The sequence below is a fragment of the Mangrovicoccus ximenensis genome (assembly GCF_003056725.1).
GTDB lineage: Bacteria > Pseudomonadota > Alphaproteobacteria > Rhodobacterales > Rhodobacteraceae > Mangrovicoccus > Mangrovicoccus ximenensis.
Map to the genome: position 1 here is coordinate 474553 of NZ_QBKZ01000015.1, position 22787 is coordinate 497339.

16 protein-coding genes and 3 pseudogenes are annotated in these 22787 nt (G+C 65.9%); 10 read left to right on the forward strand and 9 right to left on the reverse strand.

Annotated elements, in window-relative coordinates; all coding sequences use genetic code 11:
* Positions 1 to 170: 170 nt before the first annotated feature.
* A pseudogene (locus C7T91_RS18310) lies at positions 171 to 425 on the reverse strand (endolytic transglycosylase MltG); the annotation flags it as partial.
* Positions 426 to 431: 6 nt separating this feature from the next.
* Here C7T91_RS18310 and fabF point away from each other — a divergent pair.
* A pseudogene (gene fabF, locus C7T91_RS18315) lies at positions 432 to 1667 on the forward strand (beta-ketoacyl-ACP synthase II).
* 517 nt (positions 1668 to 2184) lie between these two features.
* Positions 2185 to 2388: pseudogene (locus tag C7T91_RS37965) on the forward strand (endolytic transglycosylase MltG); the annotation flags it as partial.
* Positions 2389 to 2543: 155 nt separating this feature from the next.
* Here the strand turns inward: C7T91_RS37965 and C7T91_RS18330 are convergent.
* Positions 2544 to 3644: an ROK family transcriptional regulator gene (locus C7T91_RS18330; protein WP_108260495.1), complete on the reverse strand. Its 1101-nt coding sequence runs from the start codon at positions 3642 to 3644 to the stop codon at positions 2544 to 2546.
* Positions 3645 to 3809: 165 nt separating this feature from the next.
* On the opposite strand from C7T91_RS18330, the gene C7T91_RS18335 reads away from it, so the two are divergent.
* The 3 genes from C7T91_RS18335 to C7T91_RS18345 all read left to right on the forward strand — a co-directional run bounded on the left by C7T91_RS18335 (position 3810) and on the right by C7T91_RS18345 (position 6786).
* Complete coding sequence (locus C7T91_RS18335) at positions 3810 to 4838, forward strand: sugar ABC transporter substrate-binding protein (protein ID WP_108260496.1); 1029 nt, start codon at positions 3810 to 3812, stop codon at positions 4836 to 4838.
* A gap of 92 nt (positions 4839 to 4930) precedes the next feature.
* Positions 4931 to 6010 carry an ABC transporter permease gene (locus tag C7T91_RS18340; protein WP_108260806.1) on the forward strand — a complete coding sequence of 360 codons (1080 nt, stop codon included), beginning with the start codon at positions 4931 to 4933 and terminating at the stop codon, positions 6008 to 6010.
* On the forward strand, positions 6010 to 6786 hold the full coding sequence (locus C7T91_RS18345; RefSeq protein WP_108260497.1) for an ATP-binding cassette domain-containing protein: 777 nt from the start codon (positions 6010 to 6012) through the stop codon (positions 6784 to 6786). The genes C7T91_RS18340 and C7T91_RS18345 overlap by 1 nt, the downstream gene beginning before the upstream one ends.
* A 532-nt stretch (positions 6787 to 7318) precedes the next feature.
* On the opposite strand, the gene C7T91_RS32705 is transcribed toward C7T91_RS18345, so the two are convergent.
* The 7 genes from C7T91_RS32705 to C7T91_RS18370 all read right to left on the reverse strand — a co-directional run bounded on the left by C7T91_RS32705 (position 7319) and on the right by C7T91_RS18370 (position 14993).
* Positions 7319 to 7489, reverse strand: coding sequence for a hypothetical protein (locus tag C7T91_RS32705; protein WP_161555991.1), 171 nt, complete (start codon positions 7487 to 7489; stop codon positions 7319 to 7321).
* 356 nt (positions 7490 to 7845) lie between these two features.
* On the reverse strand, positions 7846 to 8061 hold the full coding sequence (locus tag C7T91_RS18350) for a hypothetical protein (protein WP_108260498.1): 216 nt from the start codon (positions 8059 to 8061) through the stop codon (positions 7846 to 7848).
* Between the two features lie 345 nt (positions 8062 to 8406).
* The gene (locus tag C7T91_RS31720; protein WP_145962937.1) at positions 8407 to 9327 is read right to left on the reverse strand and encodes a hypothetical protein; all 921 of its coding nucleotides are present in this window, start codon (positions 9325 to 9327) and stop codon (positions 8407 to 8409) included.
* 50 nt (positions 9328 to 9377) lie between these two features.
* Positions 9378 to 9827: a hypothetical protein gene (locus C7T91_RS18355; protein WP_108260499.1), complete on the reverse strand. Its 450-nt coding sequence runs from the start codon at positions 9825 to 9827 to the stop codon at positions 9378 to 9380.
* Positions 9828 to 10538: 711 nt separating this feature from the next.
* Positions 10539 to 11639, reverse strand: coding sequence for a phage tail tape measure protein (locus C7T91_RS39665; RefSeq protein WP_108260500.1), 1101 nt, complete (start codon positions 11637 to 11639; stop codon positions 10539 to 10541).
* Positions 11636 to 13975, reverse strand: a complete 2340-nt coding sequence (locus tag C7T91_RS18365) for a xanthine dehydrogenase family protein molybdopterin-binding subunit (protein WP_236638317.1) — start codon at positions 13973 to 13975, stop codon at positions 11636 to 11638. Before C7T91_RS18365 ends, C7T91_RS39665 begins: the two co-directional genes overlap by 4 nt.
* Before the next feature lie 115 nt (positions 13976 to 14090).
* On the reverse strand, positions 14091 to 14993 hold the full coding sequence (locus C7T91_RS18370; protein ID WP_108260501.1) for a LysR family transcriptional regulator: 903 nt from the start codon (positions 14991 to 14993) through the stop codon (positions 14091 to 14093).
* A gap of 111 nt (positions 14994 to 15104) precedes the next feature.
* On the opposite strand from C7T91_RS18370, the gene atzF reads away from it, so the two are divergent.
* Genes atzF through C7T91_RS18395 form a run of 5 tightly spaced genes read left to right on the forward strand, consistent with a single transcriptional unit; the run spans position 15105 to position 22111 of the window.
* The gene (gene atzF / locus C7T91_RS18375; RefSeq protein WP_108260502.1) at positions 15105 to 16922 is read left to right on the forward strand and encodes an allophanate hydrolase; all 1818 of its coding nucleotides are present in this window, start codon (positions 15105 to 15107) and stop codon (positions 16920 to 16922) included.
* 20 nt (positions 16923 to 16942) lie between these two features.
* Positions 16943 to 18562 carry an ABC transporter substrate-binding protein gene (locus tag C7T91_RS18380; RefSeq protein WP_108260808.1) on the forward strand — a complete coding sequence of 540 codons (1620 nt, stop codon included), beginning with the start codon at positions 16943 to 16945 and terminating at the stop codon, positions 18560 to 18562.
* 3 nt (positions 18563 to 18565) lie between these two features.
* Positions 18566 to 19585, forward strand: a complete 1020-nt coding sequence (locus tag C7T91_RS18385) for an ABC transporter permease (protein WP_108260503.1) — start codon at positions 18566 to 18568, stop codon at positions 19583 to 19585.
* 1 nt (position 19586) lies between these two features.
* Positions 19587 to 20429 carry an ABC transporter permease gene (locus tag C7T91_RS18390; RefSeq protein ID WP_108260504.1) on the forward strand — a complete coding sequence of 281 codons (843 nt, stop codon included), beginning with the start codon at positions 19587 to 19589 and terminating at the stop codon, positions 20427 to 20429.
* Positions 20430 to 20437: 8 nt separating this feature from the next.
* Positions 20438 to 22111 (forward strand): dipeptide ABC transporter ATP-binding protein, encoded by a 1674-nt coding sequence (locus C7T91_RS18395; protein WP_108260505.1) that lies wholly within the window; start codon positions 20438 to 20440, stop codon positions 22109 to 22111.
* Positions 22112 to 22787 lie beyond the last annotated feature (676 nt).

The window sequence follows — 22787 nt, forward strand, 5'->3', positions numbered from 1 at the left end:
CCACAAACCTCTGAAAAAACTCTGTTTTCCAGAACCTTCCAGCCAGGGAGGGCAACCTCCCTGGCAAATTGGTCACCCCCTGGAAACAGTCCGCGCTTCGCCCGGCGTCCCCGCGCCGGGCCTCCCAGGCAGCTCCTTCCCAGACAGCTGCGCCTTGTGCAGGCCGGGCATCACTGCCCGGTCTGCTGAAGCCGTTCCCGCTCGATCTCGCGCCATTTGCGGACATTGGCATTGTGCTCTTCCAGCGTGCGCGAGAAGACATGCCCGCCGGTGCCGTCGGCCACGAAATAGTAGTAGTCGGTATCTGCGGGATGCAGCGCCGCCTCGATGGCCAGGCGGCCGGGATTGGCGATCGGCCCCGGCGGCAGCCCGTCGATGGCATAGGTGTTGTAGGGAGTGAAGCGGCGCAGCTCGCTGGCGCGCAGACGGGAATGGTGTCGCCGCTGGCCTGCGGGGTCGAGGAGACCTGGACGCGGCTGCTGGCCGGACAGTCCGGGGCCGGCACGATCGGCAAGTTCGATGCAGGCCATCTGGCANACGACCTATGCCTGCGAAGTCCCCTATGGCGACGGCACGGACGGCACCTTCAACCCCGACCACTGGATGGAGAAGAAAGAGGCCCGCAAGGTCGACGAGTTCATCCTCTTCGGGGTCGCCGCGGCCGAGCAGGCGGTGAAGGATTCCGGCTGGATGCCGCAGGATGACGAAGGCAAGGAACGCACCGGCGTCCTGATCGGCTCGGGCATCGGCGGCCTGTCGACCATCGCCGACACCGCGATCCTGCTGAAGGAACGCGGACCGCGCCGGGTGTCGCCGTTCTTCATCCCGGGCTCGCTGATCAACCTGATCTCGGGCCAGGTTTCGATCCGCTACGGCTTCAAGGGCCCGAACCACGCGGTGGTCACCGCCTGCTCGACCGGCGCGCATGCGATCGGCGACGCGGCGCGGCTGATCCAGCTCGGCGATGCCGAGGTGATGGTCGCCGGCGGCGCCGAATCCGCGATCTGCGAACTGGGCATCGCGGGCTTCAATGCCTGCAAGGCGCTGTCGACCAAGCGCGGCAACGAGCCCGAGCGCGCCAGCCGCCCCTATGATGCCGACCGCGACGGCTTCGTCATGGGCGAGGGCGCGGGCGTCGTCGTTCTGGAGGAATACGAGCACGCGGTCGCGCGCGGCGCGAAGATCTATGCGGAAATCCTCGGCTACGGCCTGTCGGGCGACGCCTACCACATCACCGCGCCTTCCGAGGACGGCGACGGCGCCAAGCGCGCCATGACCGCCGCGATCAAGCGCGCGGGCATCCTGCCGTCCCAGATCGACTACATCAACGCGCATGGCACCTCGACCATGGCCGACACGATCGAGCTCGGCGCGGTCGAGGCGATCCTCGGCGATGCGGCGGCGAAGGCCACCATGTCCTCGACCAAGTCGTCGATCGGCCACCTGCTGGGCGCCGCCGGCGCGGTCGAGGCGATCTTCTCGATCCTCGCGATCCGTGACCAGGTCGCGCCGCCGACCATCAACCTCGACAACCCGGCGGTGNACGCCGAAGCTCAGCCTGGCGCCCAATGCCAAGGAAGAGCGCGAGATCAACATCGCGCTGTCCAACAGCTTCGGCTTCGGCGGCACCAACGCGNTCGCTGGTCATAGGCCGGGCAGCCGCCTGATGTGGAAATCCGTTGCGTCCAACTTCCTGACGCTGCTGATCATCGCCCTCATGGCGCTGTCCGGCGCCATCTACTGGGCGCAGCGCAGCTGGGTCACGCCCGGCCCGCTGGCTGACGCAGTCTGCATCAGCGTGCCGCGGGGCGGCACCATGACCGGCGTTTCCGCCCAGCTCGAAGAGCTGGGCGCGGTCGGCAATGCCCGCATCTTCCGTCTGGGCTCGGACTACACCGAGCGCAGCGCAAAGCTGAAGGCGGGGAATTTCCTCGTCCCGGCCGGCGCGTCGATGGAGCAGATCTCCGATCTGCTGACCGCCACCGGCCAGAGCACCTGCGGCGCGGAGGTGAACTACCGCATCGGCGTCACNCCTGGCCGAGCTGCAGCTGCGCGAGATCGCGCCCGAGACCGGCCGCTACGAGGTTGTCGCCGAGTTCGAGCCCGATNGCGCCGAAACCGGAAGCCTACCAGCGTTTCCTCGACCAGGGCTTCGGCGGCTTCCGCGTCACCGTGGCCGAGGGCGTGACCTCCTGGCAGGTCTGGTCCGCGCTGGAAAAGCTCGACATCCTCGAGGGATCGGTCGATTTCGTGCCCGAAGAGGGCCATCTGGCACCGGGCAGCTACGACATCGCGCCGGGCGACCTGCGCGGCGATCTGCTGGCCGAGATGCAGGCGCGCCAGGACGAGTTCCTGGCCGAAGCCTGGGAAGGCCGTGCCGAGGGGCTGCCCTATGCCTCGGTCGACGAGGCGCTCACCATGGCCTCGATCGTCGAGAAGGAAACCGGCATCGACGNGCGAGCGGGCGACGGTGGCCTCGGTCTTCGTCAACCGGCTGGAGCGGGGCATGCGGCTGCAGACCGACCCGACGGTGATCTACGGCATCACCGAGGGCCAGGGCGTCCTGGGACGCGCCATGGCCCGGGCCGCGCGCTGGCTGAACCTGGCGCTGCTCGTCGCCTTCCCGGTGGCCTGGGCGGCGCCGCTCCTGCGATCAGCACGGCTTCGAAATCGATCACCGCGCAGGCGGTACGGGCGGCCTGGGCGATCGCCGGGGCCGCGAGGCTGATCCAGGCCTCGAGCTCCGCGCCGAAGCCCGTCCAGTCCTGCGGCTGCCGCCAGAGCGCGGCGGTGTTGCCGCCCGCCTCCTCGATCTTTGCCTCCAGAAGGTAGAGCGAGGCGGTCTCCAGCAGGCTCTGCAGCCTGCCGTCGGGCCCCGCGATCCTCAGCGAGCCGAGCGCCCCGGCATTGCGCTGCGCCCCCTCGATCACGGCGGAATTCATCACGATTCCGCCGCCGATGAAGGAGCCGATGTAGAAATAGGCGTAGTCGCGGAACTGGCGGCCGCGGCCATGGACATGCTCGGCGCGGGCCGCGGCGGTGGCGTCGTTGACGGTGAAGAGCGGCAGGTCAGAGAACCGCGCGACCTCCTCGGTGAAATCGAGTCCCTGCCAGACGGCCATCTCCGCAGGCGCGCCGAGCGGTTCGAGCCAGCTCCAGATCTCCAGCGGCGCGGCGATGCCGATGCCGCAGAGCCGGTCGCGCTGATGCGGGGTCAGCGCCTCGGAGAGCGCCGCCATGCCGGTTTCGAGATAGCCGAAGATGCGGTCGGGCATCGGATAGCGATAGGTCAGCTGGCTCTGTTCCAGCACCTCGCCGGCCATGTTCATCACCGCGAGGTCGGAGGAGCGGCGGCCGATCTTCAGTCCGAAGGACAGCGCCCCGTCGGGATCGAGCGCCATCGGCACCGACGGCTTGCCGACGCGTCCGCGCTGCGGTTCGCCGCGCAGCAGGAACCCCTCGGTCTCGAGCTTGCGCAGGATGTTCGACACGGTCTGCGCCGACAGCTCGGTGCGCTTGGCGATGTCGGAGCCGGCCATCGCGCCATGGCGCTGGATCAGGCTGAGGATCAGGCGTTCGTTATGGGCGCGCAGCCCGGTCTGGTTCACGCCGGCCCCCAGATCCCTGATCTCGTTTCCGTCCATGTCGTTCCTCCGATCATCACTCTTGCCCCTGCCGATTAATAAATCAACTGGATTTATTTATTGACAGGGCACCGCCAACATCCCTAACTGATCACATCTCCGAGGAGGAGAACACGCGACTCGTGGCGGGGAGGACCGCTGCGGCACGCAAACGGGAGGACATCCATGAAGACGATTCTGGCCACCAGCGCCATTGCGCTCGCCTGCCTGTCGACCGGCGCCCTTGCCGGGGCGCATGGCGGCGACGATGTCAGCGCCTGCATCATCACCAAGACCGATACCAATCCGTTCTTCGTGAAGATGCGCGAAGGCGCCGCGGCCAAGGCCGAGGAGCTGGGCATCGAGCTGAATGCCTATGCCGGCAAGGTCGACGGCGACAACGAGGCCCAGGTCAACGCGGTCGAGACCTGCATCGCCAACGGCGCCAAGGGCATCCTGATCACCGCCTCGAGCACCTCGGCCATCGTGCCCTCGCTGCAGCAGGCGCGCGAGGCGGGCATCCTGGTGATCGCGCTCGACACGCCGCTCGATCCGATCGACGCGGCCGACATGACCTTTGCCACCGACAATTTCCGTGCGGGCGAGCTGATCGGCCAATGGGCCGCGGCGAAGCTGGGCGACGGGGCGAAGGACGCCAAGATCGCCATGCTCGATCTCGACGTGTCGCAGCCGACGGTGGGCGTGCTGCGCGACCAGGGCTTCATGCAGGGCTTCGGCATCGAGCTGGGCGATCCGGGAAAATGGGGCGACGAGACCGACCCGCGCATCGTCGGCCATGACGTGACCCAGGGCAACGAAGAGGGCGGCCGCAAGGCGATGGAGAACCTTCTGGCCACCGATCCCTTCGTCAATGTCGTCTACACGATCAACGAACCGGCCGCCGCGGGCGCCTACGAGGCGCTGAAGGCGGTGGGCCGCGAGAATGACGTTCTGATCGTCTCGGTCGACGGCGGCTGCCCGGGCGTGGCCAATGTCGCCGACGGCGTGATCGGCGCGACCTCGCAGCAATATCCGCTGCTGATGGCGTCGAAGGGCATCGAGGCGATCGCCCAGTTCGCCAAGGACGGCACCAAGCCGGCCGCGACCGAAGGCAAGGACTTCTTCGATACCGGCGTCTCGCTGGTCACCGACCAGCCGGTCGAGGGCGTCGAGTCGATCTCCGTAGCCGAAGGCAAGGACCTCTGCTGGGGCTGATCCCCGGGCGGGGCGCCTGATCCGGCGCCCTGCCGTCCTCCGTTCCGGTCCCGGCGGCTTCGGGACCTCTCCACGCCATGGAAGGGAACAAAATGTCCTCTCAATCTGCCGCTCCGGAGAATTTCGAGGCCGCCGCCAAGGGCGCCTCGCGGGACGTGGCCTCATTCCAGCCGCACCGGAAGGGGATCGTCGGTCACTTCCACGATCTCCTGCATTCGACGCCTGCGCTGGTGCCGCTCATCGTCCTGATCGTCGCGCTGGCGCTGTTCGGCACGATCCTCGGCTCCAAGTTCTTCTCGCCCTTCGCGCTGACGCTGATCCTGCAGCAGGTGCAGATCGTCGGCGTGCTTGCCGCGGCGCAGTCGCTGATCATCCTGACCGCGGGGATCGACCTGTCGGTCGGCGCGATCGCGGTGCTGAGCTCGGTGATCATGGGCCAGTTCACCTTCCGCTACGGGATTCCGCCCTTCTTCGCGGTGATCGCAGGCTTGGCCTGCGGCACGGCGATCGGCGCAGTGAACGGCTGGCTGGTCTCGAAGGTCAAGCTGCCGCCCTTCATCGTCACCCTCGGCATGTGGCAGATCGTTCTGGCGGCGAACTACCTCTATTCCGCCAATGAAACCATCCGCGCCCAGGACATCGAGGCCGATGCCGCCTTCCTGCAGTTCCTCGGCACCAAGTTCCAGATCGGCGGCGCGACCTTCACGCTGGGCGTCGTGCTGATGCTGGTGATCGTGCTGGGGCTGGCCTATGCGCTGCGCTCCACCGCCTGGGGCCGCCATGTCTATGCGGTCGGCGACGATCCCGAGGCGGCGGGGCTCGCCGGCGTCAACGTGCACAAGACGCTGATGTCGGTCTACATGCTGGTCGGGCTGATCTGCGGCCTGGCGGGCTGGGTGATGATCGGCCGCTTCGGCTCGGTCTCGCCCTCGGCGACGACCGGCGTGATCGGCAACATCCAGGCCATCACCGCGGTGGTGATCGGCGGCATCTCGCTCTTCGGCGGGCGCGGCTCGATCCTCGGCGCTTTCTTCGGCGCGCTGATCGTCGGCGTGTTCGAGCTGGGCCTGCGCATGGCCGGGGCCAACCCGCAATGGACCTACCTGCTCATCGGCGCGCTGATCATCGTCGCCGTGACCGTCGACCAGTGGATCAGAAAGGTGTCTTCGTGATGGAACCCATTCTCAAGGCCCGCAACCTCGTCAAGCGCTACGGCAAGGTGACCGCCCTCGACAATTGCGACTTCGACCTGATGCCCGGGGAAATCCTTGCGGTGATCGGCGACAACGGGGCGGGCAAGTCGACGCTGATCAAGGCCGTCTCCGGCGCGGTCCAGCCCGATGCCGGGGAGATCTGGCTGGAGGGGAAGAAAGTCTCCTTTCCGTCGCCCATCGCCGCCCGCGCCGCCGGGATCGAGACGGTCTACCAGACGCTGGCGATGTCGCCCGCGCTTTCCATCGCCGACAACATGTTCATGGGGCGGGAACTCCGCCGCAAGGACTGGCGCGGCAAGTACCTGAAGATGCTGGACCGTCCGGCGATGGAGAAATTCGCCCGCGACAAGCTCTCCGAACTGGGGCTGATGACCATCCAGAACATCAACCAGGCGGTGGAGACGTTGTCGGGCGGCCAGCGCCAGGGGGTCGCGGTGGCGCGTGCCGCCGCCTTCGGATCGAAGGTGATCATCCTCGACGAGCCCACCGCGGCGCTCGGCGTCAAGGAAAGCCGCCGGGTGCTCGACCTGATCCAGGACGTGCGCTCGCGCGGGATCCCGATCATCCTGATTTCCCACAACATGCCGCATGTCTTCGAGGTGGCCGACCGCATCCATGTCCACCGCCTCGGCAACCGCCTCTGCGTGATCCGGCCCGGCGATTTCAGCATGTCGGACGCGGTGGGCTTCATGACCGGCGCGGCCGAGCCGCCCGCGGACATGCAGGCCGCCTGAGGTCCTCCGGCTGCCGCCCCGGCGGCAGCCCCGCAATTGCTTATCGATTTTGACGTCGAACTTGGGCGTTCCCGTCGCGGAACTGTCGCGGTCGCCGGGCCATACCGCCCCCACAGCAATCAGCCCATCCAGACGACAGGACAGTGACATGACTTCTGCGGATTAATATAAAGCGACTTAAAAACAACTGGTTATGTTGTCGTCTGGCGCGTGTTTGTAACAGTTTCTGCTGTTTGCTCTGTAGCGAGCAGGACACGGTCAAGCTGGAAAATATGCGAGGAGCAGGCGGTTCCGCGCGCCTCTGATTTGACTGAAGGCCAGGCCAAGGACTGGCTCCGGGTGTCGGCCTCGGCCAGCAAGAAAGGGCCGCGCAGCGGCTCGACTGGCCGGAAGGGGAGGTGGGTCACGCAGGGAGAAGAGGAAGGCCCAGCTCGCGAGTTGGTCAAAGCTGCCCTATGGGTAACTTGGCGGCGAGGTCGTTGCCGTGACCGGGCGTGACGCTTCACGCCCAGGTCAATCTCAATGCACGGAGTTAGACCGCGTTCGCCTCGATGTCCTCGCGGCAGGATTCAGGCGCCACGCCCAGCGAGGCGAGTGCTTCCTGAACCGCCGTCACCGGGTCAGCCTTGTCATGGGCAGCGAGGATCAGGCGGTGCGGTGCGGTGTTCCAGTCGTGATTGGAAATGTAGATGGTTTTAGTCACGTGGATTCTCCTTTCAAGGGGTAGTCCTGCATGAGTTTGGTGAAGAAGGGCGGGGCTTTTTCACGGTCAAATCTACTAGCCTGCAATGATCGACGATTAGAGCGCTGTGCGAAGATGCTTTTCAGCATCTTCGCAATCCTGTAGCTGAATAAGAAGGTCAAGCTCGGGGCGTGTTTCTTTAACCTCGGACTGTGCAAGGCGAAGCTCGGATTTTAGCAGGTCAGTTTCTTTTTAACGCATCGCTTTCTGGCTCAAACACGAAGCTGCGTAATCTTCCGAGAATACCTCCTTGTTCGAAAGAGAAGAGAGGCGCTTCACGTCTTCTGCTATTTTGTTCAATTGGAGATTCATAGCCATTATGCCCCCTCGTATTCTTTGATGAGATTTTTGGCATATTCAACGTTGTTCGGACATGCGGAAGTCAGACTGGTGACGATAGTGCGCGCCTTCTTCCGGTCCATTTTCTCCAGGATGTCCCAAAGCTTATCAGCTACCCGCCAGGCCTCGGCAGAGGGTTCGTTGTGGGTGGACTCCTGAGTGGCATGCTTGGTGCCATTCGTGTCATTGGTCATTGATGATTTCGTCCTTTTGCTTTTATGCCTAACCAGTGCGTCAACGTCGGCTGTTAGTACGACGCAGAGAATCATGCCTGCTGCGCGCAAATCGCCTAATGAACAGGAAAATTGATCCTGTCGCATGGCAATTTTCTAGATTTTCAGTTCCTGCAGCAGGTGTTGCGAGAACGCAACACCTGCGCATGCGCTTCTGATCGATGACTGAAATCTAGAAATTCGGCAAGTCCGGTGCAAGTGGAGTATCAAAAAAAACAAAAGCTTAGTAAGTTCTTGCCTACTTGCTGTATTAACTTATTAGCTGGCAGGTGGATTGTCGGCGGCAATGTCCGCTTTGCTCTCGACCTACGCATTGGCCGCGATAAGGCGCTTATCTTCACGCTCTCTGACGCGCTTCTCGAAGAGGGCTTCCAGCTCGTCGCCGGAGATGCCTTTCTCCATCTGCCGCTTTTTCCAGATTGAATCGGCTTTCTGGTCTTTCTTGCGCCTCTCCCTCTCTGCCGGGGACATGTCGGACAAATCTTTGTTCGGTTTGTTGCGCACTTTCCGGCGACTTGCGTTGTATTGCTCTCTCCTGTCTGTTTTTTGCCAGTGGTCCATGCTGCTACATAATCTTTCAATGTCGCTTTCCGCCTTCTTCGCCCGCCACCTTCTATTAGCTTCGCGTCTCTGCGCTTTTTTGTGCTCGGCTGCATCTTCCGGCGACATAGCCTTAACGTCAGCATTCTTACGTATAGGAGGGTTGCGTCTTTTGTCGCGAGCCTTCCTTAATCTATCGCTAAATCTTCGGCGTTCATCCGGGCTGCGGATTGCACTGTACTCGTCGTAAACATCATCGGTCGTTTCGTAGGTTTTCTTGAACTTTTCGCGCTCCTTCGCCTCGCGCCTTCTTGCTTCGATCTCGGCGAACTTATTCTCTCGCCTTTCTTTAGACTCTTTAGCCTTTTGTTTAAGAAGCGCAACGGGTGGCTTCGACTTGTTCACCGGCTTGGCTGTCTCTTGGTGCGCGTCTACTTCTTCCGGAGGCTCTGAAGAGGGCTTAATTCCAATTAGATCAAGCTCAGCCAGAGTTTTTGCAATGAGCGCATTCTTTTTAGCCTCTTCAGCTTCAGCTTCTGCTTCAGCTTTAGCTTTCTCAGCCGCTAAGTGGGCGTCGAACTGGGCAAGACTTTCCTCGTAACTGCTGTAGTTTCGAGGCGGAAACGCTGTATCTACGCCCTTTTCTCCTTGACCACGGAGGTCGGTTTCAGTAATTTTATTGAGCATTCTTTACTCCGAGAATCTTAAGGGCCGATGTTCCAGCGTCGGCCCTTTTCTCATTTCGTCTCGTCGGTTTTCTTCTCGGCGTCGTCGATCTTCCGGGCAATGAAATCCCCCAAATCGGACGCGACAGACGGTGACACCGGATGTTTCTGGCCGGTGACTGGCGATACCAGCCGCAAGCCTGAGTTTGCGCGCTCCAAATGGATGCTCGGCACCCGCAGCTTCACGGTATTCCGCTGGCGTAGGGCGTTTGCGAGGTCGCGGCCCTCCTTGGAATCAAGGGCGACCTCGAAGCCGTCGGCGGTAACAATCTTGATTTCGCTCTCGGACGCCTCGACGTCGAAGCCGGGCAGCTCCGCCGGGATGACGCCATCGGCGATCTTGGAGCGGATCAGGTCGCCGATGACGCCGGTGATCGTCTGGTTCTCGGCTGCTGCAATCGCTCGAATCTGCTTTACGTAGGGTACGGGCAGCGCGATCCGGTCTTGAGGTGCACGCGACATGGGGGCTCCTGTTTCTCGCGTTTTGGGTCTTGAATGTGATTGCATTATGTCGCTTGAGAAAACAACCAAAAACCGACCTCGAAAACTAGAAAATCCTTTGTGTATAGATGGTTAATCTATACACGTCCGGGAGGCAGCTAGTCGCGCGGGTCGGGGTCGAGCCAGCCGGACGTCTCAGCGAAAGCTTCGAAAATTGGCCGCACAGGGCCGCTTTGTCTTTCGGCTACCCAAGGTCACAAAAAAACGCAAACGAACTGCAAGGTGCCTCACAGCGCCTCTGAGGGCGCCCTGCGCCTTTATCGACCGAAGGCGGGGAGCTGGCGAAGCCAGCGATGCCGCCGGAGGTGTGAGACAGCTAGGTCTCGCCGCAGACGGCTAACGTATCGCCGGAGACAATGGCCATGAGCGGGCGCAGCCCGCGATATGGCCGCGGTATATCGCCGGAGATGCATCCCATTCCTCGACCCAGAGGTTTAAATAACCTAATCTATCCTAAGCAGTATATACTATATCTGATCCGCGGAACGGGATACATCTCCGGCTGGTTTGATGGGTCTTCGGCTAAATTGCAATATAAGCTATTGATATATATATAAATTTAGCACAAAGGGCCGGTCTTTTTTCTTCGCGGAAACTCTACATACGTGTTGTCGTCGGGGTGTGCAGGTAGTGTTTCAGAAGTTCTACATATGAAGTTCTACATATTCGGAATCACCGCAGCATTCCGCCCGGCCGCATCTGCCGGGTCAGCTCCTGTTGAACGAGACCGCGGAACATCGCCTCAGACTCGCGAGCTACCTGCCGGGCCAGATCCTCGTTCTGCTCGGGCGTGCCGCCATTCGCGTTTACGGTGATCGGCGCACTGATGCTGAAGGACTGGGCCGGGGTCTCGGCCTTCTCTGCGGTCGTCCTGAGCGCGAGACTGCCCGCCGCTTCACCGACAAGCCCGCCGGTCGCATAGCCGCGCAGCGCGGAGTTGTGCAGCGCGTCGAGGTTGCCCACGCCCAGCCGGGACGTCGCGGCCTTCGACAGCACGTACTCGCCCCGGTGCACGACGCCCGCAGGTTCGTACTTGCCGCCGTGGCCGGTGTAGCCGCCGTTCGCGAAGCCCAGCATGCCGCCGATCCAGCTAGACACGCCATCGCCCGGCCCGCCCATGGCCCCCACGATGGTCTGCTGCACCCGCGCCTCGGCCATCTGCATCAGGAGGTCGGCCACGGCCTGCTTCGCGCTCTTGCTGCCGTCGAGGATCGCCACGAAGGTTCCGGTCAGCGCCTCCGCGCCCCGCTTCCCGCGCTCTTCTAGCTGCTCCATGTCGTCGGCAGCCTGGCGGGCAGCGTTCCCGGCGTCGAGATGCGCTTGGGCGAGCCGGTCCACCTGGGCAATCAGCTCGGGCGTCACCTGCTGGCCGTCCCGCTGGGCGGCGGTCAGAAGCTCGGCGCGGGTGCGGGCAAACTCGATGGCATCGGCATAGCTGCGCCCGGCGGCGGCAGAGGCAAGCAGGGCGGCGGCTTCGGCTTCCAACATTGCCTGTTCCTGCCGAAGGTCGGCCAGGGCCTGCCCGAATTCGCTCTGTTGCGCGGTCCCGCCTGCACCACCAGCACCGCCACCGCCAGGACGATCAGTGGCAGCCCGGGCAGCGTCACCGGCAACGGCATCGCGCGCGAGCTGGTCAACCTGGGCTTCGGTCAGGGTCGCCCCGGCTTCCGTCGCCCGCTTGCGCACGGCTTCGCGCTCGCGCTCAAGGCGCAGGGCCTCGGTCGTGGCCGCGTTGCTCATCGCGGGGATCAGGTCGAAAGGCGCCGGTTTCATGCGCGGTCTCCCATGGCGAGGGCCGCGAGCACGCGCTCGGGCGTGATCGGCACTTGGCCGATGGCGGCGCCGAAGGGCCGGAGCGCGTCGTTCACCGCATTGCCGATGGCGGCGGGCGGGCCGATGGCGCCGCTCTCGCCGATGCCCTTCTGGCCGAAGCGGCTGATCGGCGAGGGGGTTTCCATGTGGTCGATCGGGATCGAGGGTGCCTCGGCCGCGCCGGGCAGCAGGTATTCGGCCAGCGTGGTGGCCAATGGCTGCCCCTCGCCGTCATAGGGCATTTCCTCGTACAATGCCGTGCCGATGCCCTGCACCGCGCCGCCCCAGACCTGGCCGTCGACGACCATCGGGTTGACCAGCACGCCGCCATCCTCGGTGATCCGGTACTGCTCGATCTCGACCGCGCCGGTGCCGGGATCGACCAGAACAACGGCGGCATGGCAGGCATAGGAAAAGGTGCCGGTGTCGCGCACGGTCTTGTAGCCTTTCGTCGCCTCCAGCCCGGCGGGATCGACGCCCTCGGGCAGATCCTGCGGCCGGTGGTACCAGACCTTGCCGATCTCGGAGAGCGGCACCGACCCGCCGGGGCCGCGCGCTTCGCCGTCGTCGAGCAGGATCTCCGATGGGTCGGCCTGCAGAAGCGTCCCGGCGATCTTCTTCACCCGGTCTGCCAGTTCCTCGCAGGCGGTCGCGACCGCGCCCCCTGCCATGACGATGCAGCGCGAGCCCCAGGTGCCGGTCGAATAGGGGGTCAGCGCCGTGTCGCCATGCACCAGCTTGACCTTGCGCGGCTCGACCCCCAGCACTTCGTTCGCGATCTGCGCCAGCGTGGTTTCCAGGCTCTGGCCGTGGCTCTGGACGCCGACGCGCAGCTCCAGCCCGCCATCGGGGGTCATCCGCGCGGTGGCCTGCTCGAAGCCCGGCACCATCGGGATGCCCCAGCCGGAATAGACCGAGGTGCCATGCGCGCCCTGTTCGCAGAAGATCGACAGGCCGACGCCCATCAGCCGCCCGTCCGGCTCGCCCGCCGCCTGGCGCGCGCGGAGCGCGGGCAGGTCGAGCGCGGTGACGGTGCGGTCCAGCGCCTCGACATAATCGCCCGAGTCGAAGATCTTGTTGGTGATGTTGACGAAGGGCATCTCGGGCCCGGTCACGAGGTTGCGGCGGCGGAACTCGGCGGGCTCCATGCCGATCTCGCGCGCGAGATCGTCCATCACAAGCTCCATCGCGAAACAGACCCCGGTGCGCGCCACGCCGCGATAGGGCAGGATCGCGGGCTTGTTGGTCGCCACCGACCAGGTGCGGCAGCGGAAGCCGTCCATCTTGTAGGGGCCGGGCAGGATCGAGGCGACCTGCGCGGCCTCGAGGCAGGCCGAAAAGGGATAGGCGGAATAGGCGCCGCTATCGACCACCGCCTCGCAATCGACCGCCAGCAGGCGGCCGTCCGGGGAGGCATATCCGGTGATGTCGTACCAGTGTTCGCGGCAATTGGCGTTCCCGGCCAGCTGTTCGCGGCGGTCCTCGATCCAGCGGACGGGGCGGCGCAGGGTGAGGGCGAGCCAGCCGAGGACGACCTCTTCGGCCAGCAGGATCCCCTTGTAGCCGAAGCCGCCGCCGACATCGGGGGCGATCACGCGGATCCGGGCCTGGTCGAGCCCGAGGCATTCGGCCAGGCCGTTCCTGACGATATGCGGCATCTGGGTCGAGGTGATGACCACCAGCTGGTCGGCCTGTTCGTCCATGTAGGCGACGGTGCCGCGGCCCTCCATCGGCGACATGCATTGCCGCGCGGTGCGGTACTGGCGGCGGATCTTCACCGCGGCGCCTTCGGTGGCGGCATCGAAGCCGGTCTCGAAGCCGCTTTCGAGGAAGACATTCTCTTCCCAGCCGGGATGCAGCAGCGGCGCCTTCGGATCGCGCGCCTTCAGCATGTCATGGACGGCAGGCAGCGTGTCGTAGTCGATCAGCGTCGCGTCGGCCAGATCCTCGGCGCGGGCGCGGGTGTCGGCCACGCAGGCGGCGACGGGCTCGTTGACATGGCGGATGCGGTCCGAGGCCAGCACCGGCTGCACCGAGCTGCGGAATCCCGGCAGCCCGCTATCGGCGCGGATGCCGGAGACGCCGGCCAGATCGGCGGCGGCGAAGACCTGGTGCTCGAAGCCTGCGGGCTTCGTCACGCCGCGCAGCTCGGCATGGGCAACCGGGCTCCGCAGGAAGGCGACCTCCAGCATGCCGGGCATCCTGATGTCGCCGACATAGCGGCCGCGCCCCTCCAGATACCGGTCATCCTCGAGACGCCTGACCGGGGCGCCGACACCGCTTCGCGAGCTTTCCACGCTGCTGCTCCTTCACGCGGGCGGTCGCGCCGCCCGAAAATGCAAGTACACTGATTATCAGTCTACAGTGCATATTTTCCCGCGCAACCCGCCGCGGCGATTTTTCGTCGCCGCGTCAGCCGTAGCGGTCGGCCAGAACCTGCTGGATCTGCCGTGCGAAACCGGCCACCGCGACCGGCAGGACCCGGCCGCGCAGATGGCCCAGATAGATCCGTCCCGCAGCCAGGTCGCGGCGGTCGACCGGGCGGCTGACCGTGCCGTCCGCGCGCGACGGGTCGGGCAGGCCGATCGGGATCTGGAAGGCGATGACCGGTTCGGCCAGCGTCAGCGCGCGCATGAACTCGAAATTGTCCGAAGTCACGGTGACCTTCATCGGCGCCGAGATGCGCCGCGCGGCGGTGTCGAGCAGGCTGCGCACCGAGATCGCGCCGGTCGGAAGCACCAGCGGATAGCGCAGGCAGTCGCGCAGGCGCAGCTCGGGTTCCGCCGCCAGCGGATGATCCGCCGCCATCACCGCATGGACCGGCTGGTCGACGGCCAGAAGCACGTGGAAATCGGTGAGCTGCGCGGGCTCGAACACCGCGGCCAGATCCGCGCTGCGGTCGGCGAGCGCCTCTTCGGCGGCAGCGCGGTCGCGCTGCATGACGTTGAAGGTCACCAGCGGATGCGCGGCGCGGTAGGCGGCGATCTCGGCAGGGAAGAAGTAGGGGAGCAGCGCCTGCGAACAGGCGATCGAGACATGGCCGCGGCGCTCGCCCTTCAGGTCGGCGATCTGCGCCTTCAGCCGCTCCATTTCGCCGATCTGGTTGCGCGCCGACAGCAGCAGCAGCTCGCCCGCCGCCGAGAGCCGCACGCCGGTCGACATCCGCTCGAAGAGGTCGGCCCCCAGTTCCTCTTCGAAGGCGAGGATCCGGCGGTTGAGCGCGGTGGAGGTGATCGACAGCGACTCCGCCGCCTTTCGGATGGAGCCGGTCCGCGCCACCATGTCGATATATCTCAGCGTCGTCTGGAACCGCATCGGGCCTCCTTCCGTGGTGCAAAACCTGCATCGCAATGGCGCAAAAATAGCAGTATCCCGCAGCGCGTGCGAGTGGTTCGCTGAAAGGGACTTCAGAACGGAACCGAGCGCATGATCCAGGACCTCCCCTTCTTCCTCGCCTCGCTGCACCGCGCCTATGCGGACGGTCTCACCCCGGCGGAGGCGCTGCGCGAATGCCGCCGCCGCATCGTCGCGGCAGAGGATCCGGGGATCTTCCTGCATCTGGCCGAAGAGTCCGAACTGGTGGCCATGGCCGAGGCGCTGGGGCCGTTCGATCCGGTGGCGATGCCGCTCTACGGGCTGCCTTTCGCGGTCAAGGACAACATAGATGTCGCGGGCTGGCCGACCACCGCGGGTTGTCCGGCTTTCGCCTATACCCCTGAGGCAGATGCCTTTCTGGTGGCCAAGCTGCGCGCGGCCGGGGCGATCCCGGTCGGCAAGGCCAGCCTCGACCAGTTCGCGACCGGGCTGAACGGCACCCGCACGACCGGACCTGCGCCGAAGAACGCGATCAACCCGGATCTGGTGCCGGGCGGGTCCTCGGGCGGCTCGGGCGTCGCGGTCGGCAAGGGGCTGGTGACCTTCTCGCTGGGCACGGATACCGCCGGGTCGGGCCGGGTGCCTGCCGCGATGAACGGCATCGTCGGGCTGAAGCCGACGCTGGGCAGCTTCTCCGCGACCGGCGTGGTTCCGGCCTGCCGCAGCTGCGAAACGGTCTCGGTCTTCGCGCTGACGGTGGACGATGCCCATGCCGTGTTCCGCGCGGCGGCGGGCTATGACGCGGGCGATGCCTATTCGCGCGATGTGGCAACGCCCGGTCCCGGCCCGGTGCCGCAGCTGGCAATCGGCGTGCCGGACAAGGTGACGCGGAAATTCTTCGGCGACGCGGCGCAGGAAGAGAACTTCGACGCGGCGGTTGCTTGGCTGAAGGCGCAGGGCCACCGCATTGCCGAGCTCGATTTCACGCCGCTCTATGACATCGCCGTCATGCTCTACGAGGGGCCCTGGGTGGCCGAGCGCCATGCGGTGATCGAGGAGATCATGCGCGACCAGCCCGAAGCGGTGCTGCCGGTGATCCATGAGATCGTCGGCAAGGCGCTGCAATTCTCCGCCACCGATGCCTTCCGCGCCGAGTACCGCTTCCGCGACCTGAAGCGGGTGGCCGAGAAGATGACCGCGGGACTGGACATGCTCTGCGTTCCGACCATCCCGGGGCTCTGCACGCTGGCCGATATCGAGGCCGAGCCGATCGCGGCGAATTCGCGGCTGGGGACCTACACGAATTTCGTCAACCTGCTCGACATGGCGGCGCTGGCCGTGCCGGTGATGCCGCGCGCCGACGGCCATCCGGGCAACGTGACCTTGATCGCGCCGACCGGGAAGGATGCGCTGCTGGCCTCGCTCGGCCGGGTGATGCAGGCGGAACTGGCCGGACCGCCGGGCGCCATGGGCTGGGAGATGCCGCCGCTTTCCGCGATTCCCGCGGAAGCCATGGAGGGCGAAATCGTCCTTGCCGCGGTGGGTGCGCACATGTCGGGCCTGCCCTTGAACCACGAACTGACTTCGCGCGGCGCGCGCTTCCTCGAAGCGACGCAGACCTCGCCGGACTACAGGTTCTACGCGCTTGCGGGCGGGCCGCCGAAGCGGCCCGGGCTCGTGCGCTGCGACGGGAACGGGCAGGGCCATGCCATCGCGGTCGAGCTTTGGGCAATTCCTGACTCCCAGATGGGAAGTTTCATGAAAGGCGTCCCCGCACCCTTGACCATCGGTACGCTGACGATCTCGGATGGGCGCAGCGTTCTGGGCTTCCTGTGCGAAAGCGCCGCAACGGCCACCGCCACGGAAATCTCCGCTTGCGGGGGCTGGCGGGCCTATCTGAACGACGAGACCGCGAAAGCGGCGAGCTGAAGACCGACATGGAGATCAACATGAAACGACGCGAGTTCCTCAAGACCGGCTCCGCCGCGCTCGGCGGCGCCGCGCTGCTGCCCTTCCTGCGCGCGCTGCCCGCCTCGGCGGCGGCCGGAAGCGACACGCTGGTGGTGGTGATCGGCGACACGATCAACAGCCTCGACCTGCACCGCTCGGGCACCAACCGGCCGTCCTACCAGGTGGCGGTGAACATCTATGACCGGCTGGTGCGCTTCGGCACCAAGACGCTGGAAGACGGCACGCTGGCCTATGACTCGACGGTCATCGAGCCCGAGATCGCCGAAAGCTGGGAGGTCTCGGAGGACGGCAAGTCGATCACCTTCAAGATCAGCCCCAAGGCGAAATTCTGGGACGGCAGCCAGGTGACGGCGGAGGACGTGAAATGGTCCTTCGACCGCGCGGTGACGCTGGGCGGCTTCCCGCTGGTGCAGATGAAGGCCGGGTCGATGTCCGAGCCCGACCAGTTCGTCGTGGTGGACGAGATGACCTTCCGCGTCGACCTGCCTGCGCCCTCGAAGCTGGCGCTGCCCGACCTCGCCGTGCCGGTGCCGCTGGTGATCAACTCGAAGGTCGCCAAGGAACACGCCACCGAGGACGATCCCTGGGCGACCGAGTACCTGCACGAGAACCCGGCCGGCTCCGGCCCGTTCAAGATCGCGCGCTGGGATGCCGGGCAGCAATTCGTCTACGAACGCAACGATGACTGGCAGCTGGGCGAGCTTCCGGCGCTGAAGCGGGTGATCGTCCGCGAAGTGCCCTCGGCGGCGACCCGCCGGGCGCTGCTGGAGCGCGGCGATGTCGATTTCTACATGGATGTGCCCGCCAAGGACGCCAAGGAGCTGGGCGAGAGCGGCAAGGCCAAGGTCGAGGGCGCGCCGGTCGACAACTGCCTGCACTGCCTCGGTCTGAACGTGAATTTCGCGCCCTTCGACAACAAGCTGGTGCGCCAGGCGATTGCCTATGCGCTGCCCTACGAGGATATCCTCGCGGCCGGCGCCTATGGCCGCGGCAAGCCGATGTGGGGCGGCACCGAGGCCAGCCCCTCGACCATCGAGTGGCCGCAGCCCTTCCCCTATGCGACGGATCTGGAGAAGGCCAAGGCGCTGCTGGCCGAGGCGGGCTTCGAGGACGGGTTCGAGACCACGCTCTCCTACAATCTCGGCCTCGCCGACTGGATGGAGCCGACCGCGCTCCTGATCCAGGAGGCGCTGGCCAAGATCGGCATCACCGCCGAGCTCGACAAGATCCCGGGCGCCCAGTGGCGCACCGCGGCGCTGGTCGAGAAGCGCCTGCCGATGCATCTGGAGAATTTCGGCGGCTGGCTGAACTATCCCGACTACTACTTCTACTGGGCCTATATCGAGGGGCACCTGTTCAACTCGTCGAACTATTCGAATCCCGAGATGGACACGCTGGTCGACGAGACCCTGACCATGGAAACCGACGCGCCGGATTACGCGCCGAACATCACCCGGATGATGGAGATCGCCTTCGAGGACGTGCCGCGCATCCCGCTCTACCAGCCCTATCTGGACGCGGCGATGAAGCCCGAGGTCACCGGCTACGTGTCGTGGTTCCACCGGCAGCTGGCGCTGTCGAACATGGCCAAGGGCTGACCCATGGAGAAGCTCTCCCGCATCGGCGGACGGATCCTGCAGGCGATCCCCCCGGTCTTCGGCGTGATCGTGATCACCTTCCTGCTGACCCGGGCGCTGCCCGGCGATCCGGCCGTGTTCTTCGCAGGGCTGATGGCGGACGATTCCACCATCGCCCAGGTGCGGGCAGAGCTGGGGCTGGACCGCCCGCTTCCGGTCCAGTTCCTCTACTATCTCCGGGATCTCCTTCAGGGGGATCTCGGCAATTCGCTCTCCACGGGGCGTCCGGTGCTGGCCGAGCTGGCCGAACGCCTGCCGGCCTCGCTGGAGCTGACCTTTGCCGGGCTGATCTTTGCCATGGCCGTGGCGATCCCGCTGGGCGTGCTGGCGGCGACCCGGCCGGGGTCCTGGGTCGACCATCTCTGCCGGGTGCTGGTGACCGCCGGCGTGTCGCTGCCGACCTTCTTCACCGGGCTGTTCCTGATCTACGTCTTCTACTACATCCTCGGCTGGGCGCCGTCGCCGCTTGGGCGGCTCGACTTCCTCTATCTCTCGCCGCCGCAGGTGACCGGGTTCTACGCCATCGACGCCCTGATCGTCGGCGACTGGGAGGTGTTCTGGGCGGCGCTGCGCCAGATGGTGCTGCCCGCGGTGACGCTCGGCCTCTTCGCGCTGGCCCCGATCGCGCGGATGACGCGGGCGGCGATGCTTTCGGCGCTCTCGGGCGATTATGTCCGCACGGCGCGCGCCAACGGGCTGGGCGGCAGCCGCATCCTCTGGGTCTATGCCTTCCGCAATGCCGCCCTGCCGGTGCTGACCACGCTCGGCATGGTCTTCTCCTTCCTCTTGGGCGCCAACGTGCTGGTGGAGAAGGTCTTCTCCTGGCCCGGCATCGGCAGCTATGCGATCGGTGCGCTGGTCGCGTCGGATTACGCGGCGGTGCAGGGCTTCGTCCTTTGCATGGCGCTCCTCTTCGTCGTCGTGAACCTCTTCATCGACGTGATCCTCACCCTGATCGACCCGCGCGTCGGGCTGGAGAGCTGAGATGGCCGCGATTGCCCGCCTGCGCTACACGATGTCGGAAAACCCGCTGACGGTCATCGGCTTCGCGCTTTTCGGCCTGCTCGCGGTCATGGCCGTCTTCGGCCCGCTGATCGCGCCCTATGACCCGCTGGCGACCCGCGCCGTCAACGCGCTGCAGCCGCCCTCCTTGGCGCATCCCTTCGGCACCGACCATCTCGGCCGCGACGTGCTGTCCCGCGTGATCGTCGCCGCGCGGCTCGATCTCGGGATCGCCTTCTCGGCGGTGGCGCTGTCCTTCGTGATCGGCTCGGCGCTCGGCTGCCTCGCGGGCTTCCGCGGCGGCTGGACCGACCGGATCGTCGGGCGGCTTTCCGACACGATCATGGCCTTCCCGCTCTTCGTGCTCGCCATGGGCGTGGTCGCGACCATGGGCAACACGGTCGAGAACGTCATCTACGCCACCGCCGTCATCAACCTGCCCTTCTACATCCGCGTCGCCCGCGCCGAGGTCGCCGTGCGCCGCAATGCGGGCTATGTCCAGGCCGCGCGGCTGTCGGGCAGTTCCGACCTGCGCATCCTCGCCACCCAGCTGTTCCCCAACGTGCTGCCGCCGATGATGGTGCAGATCTCGCTGAATCTCGGCTGGGCGATCCTGAACGCCGCCGGCCTCAGCTTCATCGGGCTCGGTGTCCGCCCGCCCGCCGCCGAATGGGGCATCATGGTCGCCGAGGGCGCCAGCTACATCGTCTCCGGCGAATGGTGGCTCGCGCTCTTCCCCGGCGCTGCGCTGATGCTCGCCGTCTTCTGCTTCAACCTGATGGGGGACGGCCTGCGCGACATGGTCGACCCCACCCGCCGGACATGAGGCCCGTCATGGCACCGCTGCTGAAAGTCGAGACCCTGTCGATCGCCTTCAAGACCCGCAAGGGCGAGGTCCAGGCGCTGCACGAGGTCAGTTTCGAGGTCGCCCCCGGCGAGGTGGTCGGCGTCGTCGGCGAAAGCGGCTCGGGCAAGTCGGTCAGCGCCTATACCGTGATCGGTCTGCTCGATCAGGCCGGGCGGATCACCCATGGCGGCGTCGAATATGACGGCAAGCCGGTCACCGGGCGGCAGCGGGAGCTGAGGGGCCGCGAGATCTCGATGATCTTCCAGAACCCGCGCGCGGCGCTGAACCCGATCATGCCGGTCGGCCAGCAGATCGCCGACGTGCTGAAGCGCCATGCGCTGGCAGGACGGACCGATGCCCGCGCCAAGGCGATCGAGCTGCTGCGGCAGGTGAAGATCAACGACCCCGAGGAGCGCGTCGACAGCTATCCCTACGAACTCTCGGGCGGCATGTGCCAGCGGGTGATGATCGCGCTCGCGCTGGCCTGTTCCCCGAAGCTGCTGATCGCCGACGAGCCGACGACGGGTCTCGATGTCACCACCCAGAAGGCGACGATGGATCTGGTGCGCGACCTGACCCGCGCGCGCGGCATGTCGGTCGTGCTGATCACCCATGATCTCGGCATGGCTGCCGAGTATTGCGACCGGATCGTGGTGATGGAGAAGGGGCATGTGGTCGAGTCCGCCCCGGTCGCGCAGCTCTTCACCGCCCCGAAGCATCCCTATACGCAGAAGCTGATCGCCGCCTCGCCGGGGCCGCGTTCCGAACTCGCCGACCTGACCGGCGGACTGCCCGAGGCGCCGCCCTCGATCGCGCCGCCGCGGCAGCGCGCGCCGGGGCCTGAGCGGCTTCTGGAGGTCGTCGATCTGGTCAAGGAATTCCCCAAGCGCGGCGGCGGCCTCTTCGGCAAGAAGCCCGCGCCCTTCCGGGCCGTGGACGGTATCGGCTTCCAGATGATGCGCGGCGAAAGTCTCGGGCTGGTGGGCGAATCCGGCTGCGGCAAGTCCACCACCTCCTCGATCATTGCCCGTCTGCAGGACGCGACCTCGGGCTCGGTGGTCTTCGACGGCCAGGACATCGCCCAGCATCCCGCCGCCCGCTTCGCCCGCATGCCCGAGCGCGGCCGCATCCAGATGGTGTTCCAGGACGCGCATGACAGCCTCGATCCGCGCTGGTCCGCCGCCGCGGCCATCGCCCAGCCGCTGCGCCGCATCTCGGGCATGCGCGACGGTGCCGCGATTGCGCGGCGGGTCGGGGAGCTGGCCGAAATGGTCGGACTGCCCTCCAACCTGCTCAGCCGCTATCCCCACCAGCTCTCGGGCGGTCAGAAGGCGCGGGTCGGCATCGCACGCGCCATCGCCACCGATCCGCTCCTGCTGATCCTCGACGAACCGACCTCGGCGCTCGACGTGTCTGTGCAGGCGGTGGTGCTGCAATTGCTCGACCGGCTGCGGCGCGAGCTTGGCATGAGCTACATCTTCGTCAGCCACGACCTGAACGTGGTGCGGCTGCTCTGCGAGCGGGTGATCGTGATGAACCGCGGCCGGATCGTCGAGACCGGGACGGCCGAGGAGGTGCTGCACGCGCCGAAGGATGCCTATACGCAGAGCCTCGTTTCGGCGATCCCGCATTTCGAGCCGGAGCGGCTGCGCGCCTCCTAGGCAGATATGGATGTCGATTTCCGCTGAGACCTGGCCCGGGCAACCGGGAAATTTTTCCTGAGACCTGATCCATGTGCGACCTCGCCCCCGGCTTGATCATTGGCGGGCAACGGAGTGATCGACATTGCATTTGCGGGCGTGATCCCAGGCTGGGGATTGCGGGGCCAGCCCCCGCTCCGGGAGATATCCCGGCGTAACGGTGATCGCGATGCGGCCGGTCTGCGGATCAAGGACTCCGGCGCGCCGTTGCGGCTTGGAGCAGTGCCTTGCCGCGGTCGCGTTCCGTGGGGGCAAACCGGTCAATGACCGTTCTGCTGCAGAGCCGCGGCCGTCTGCCGGGAGGTCCGCGGCTTGCTTCGGGCCGGTCCGGCGGGGATGGGCCTCCGGGTGAACCGCCTCGTCCTGCCGATGGGCCTGAAGTTCCCGGGTGCCGGGACGCCGGACGGAGAAAGTCCCGGCCCGCAAATGGCCGGGGAGCCACAGGTCGGCAGGTGTTGCGATGCGGGCAGGGTGACGAAAAGCAGAGTCCGATGGTGCGTTCGATGCTGCGGACCTGCAAGCGGGGGGCGGCGCTTCTGCCGCGGGGACAGTCCGGTTGGGGCGCCGTGCCGCCAAGGGCGGCGGCCCGGCCGTGCGTCGCGTTTCGGGAAGGCATCTGAGCTGCCGCCCCCGCATG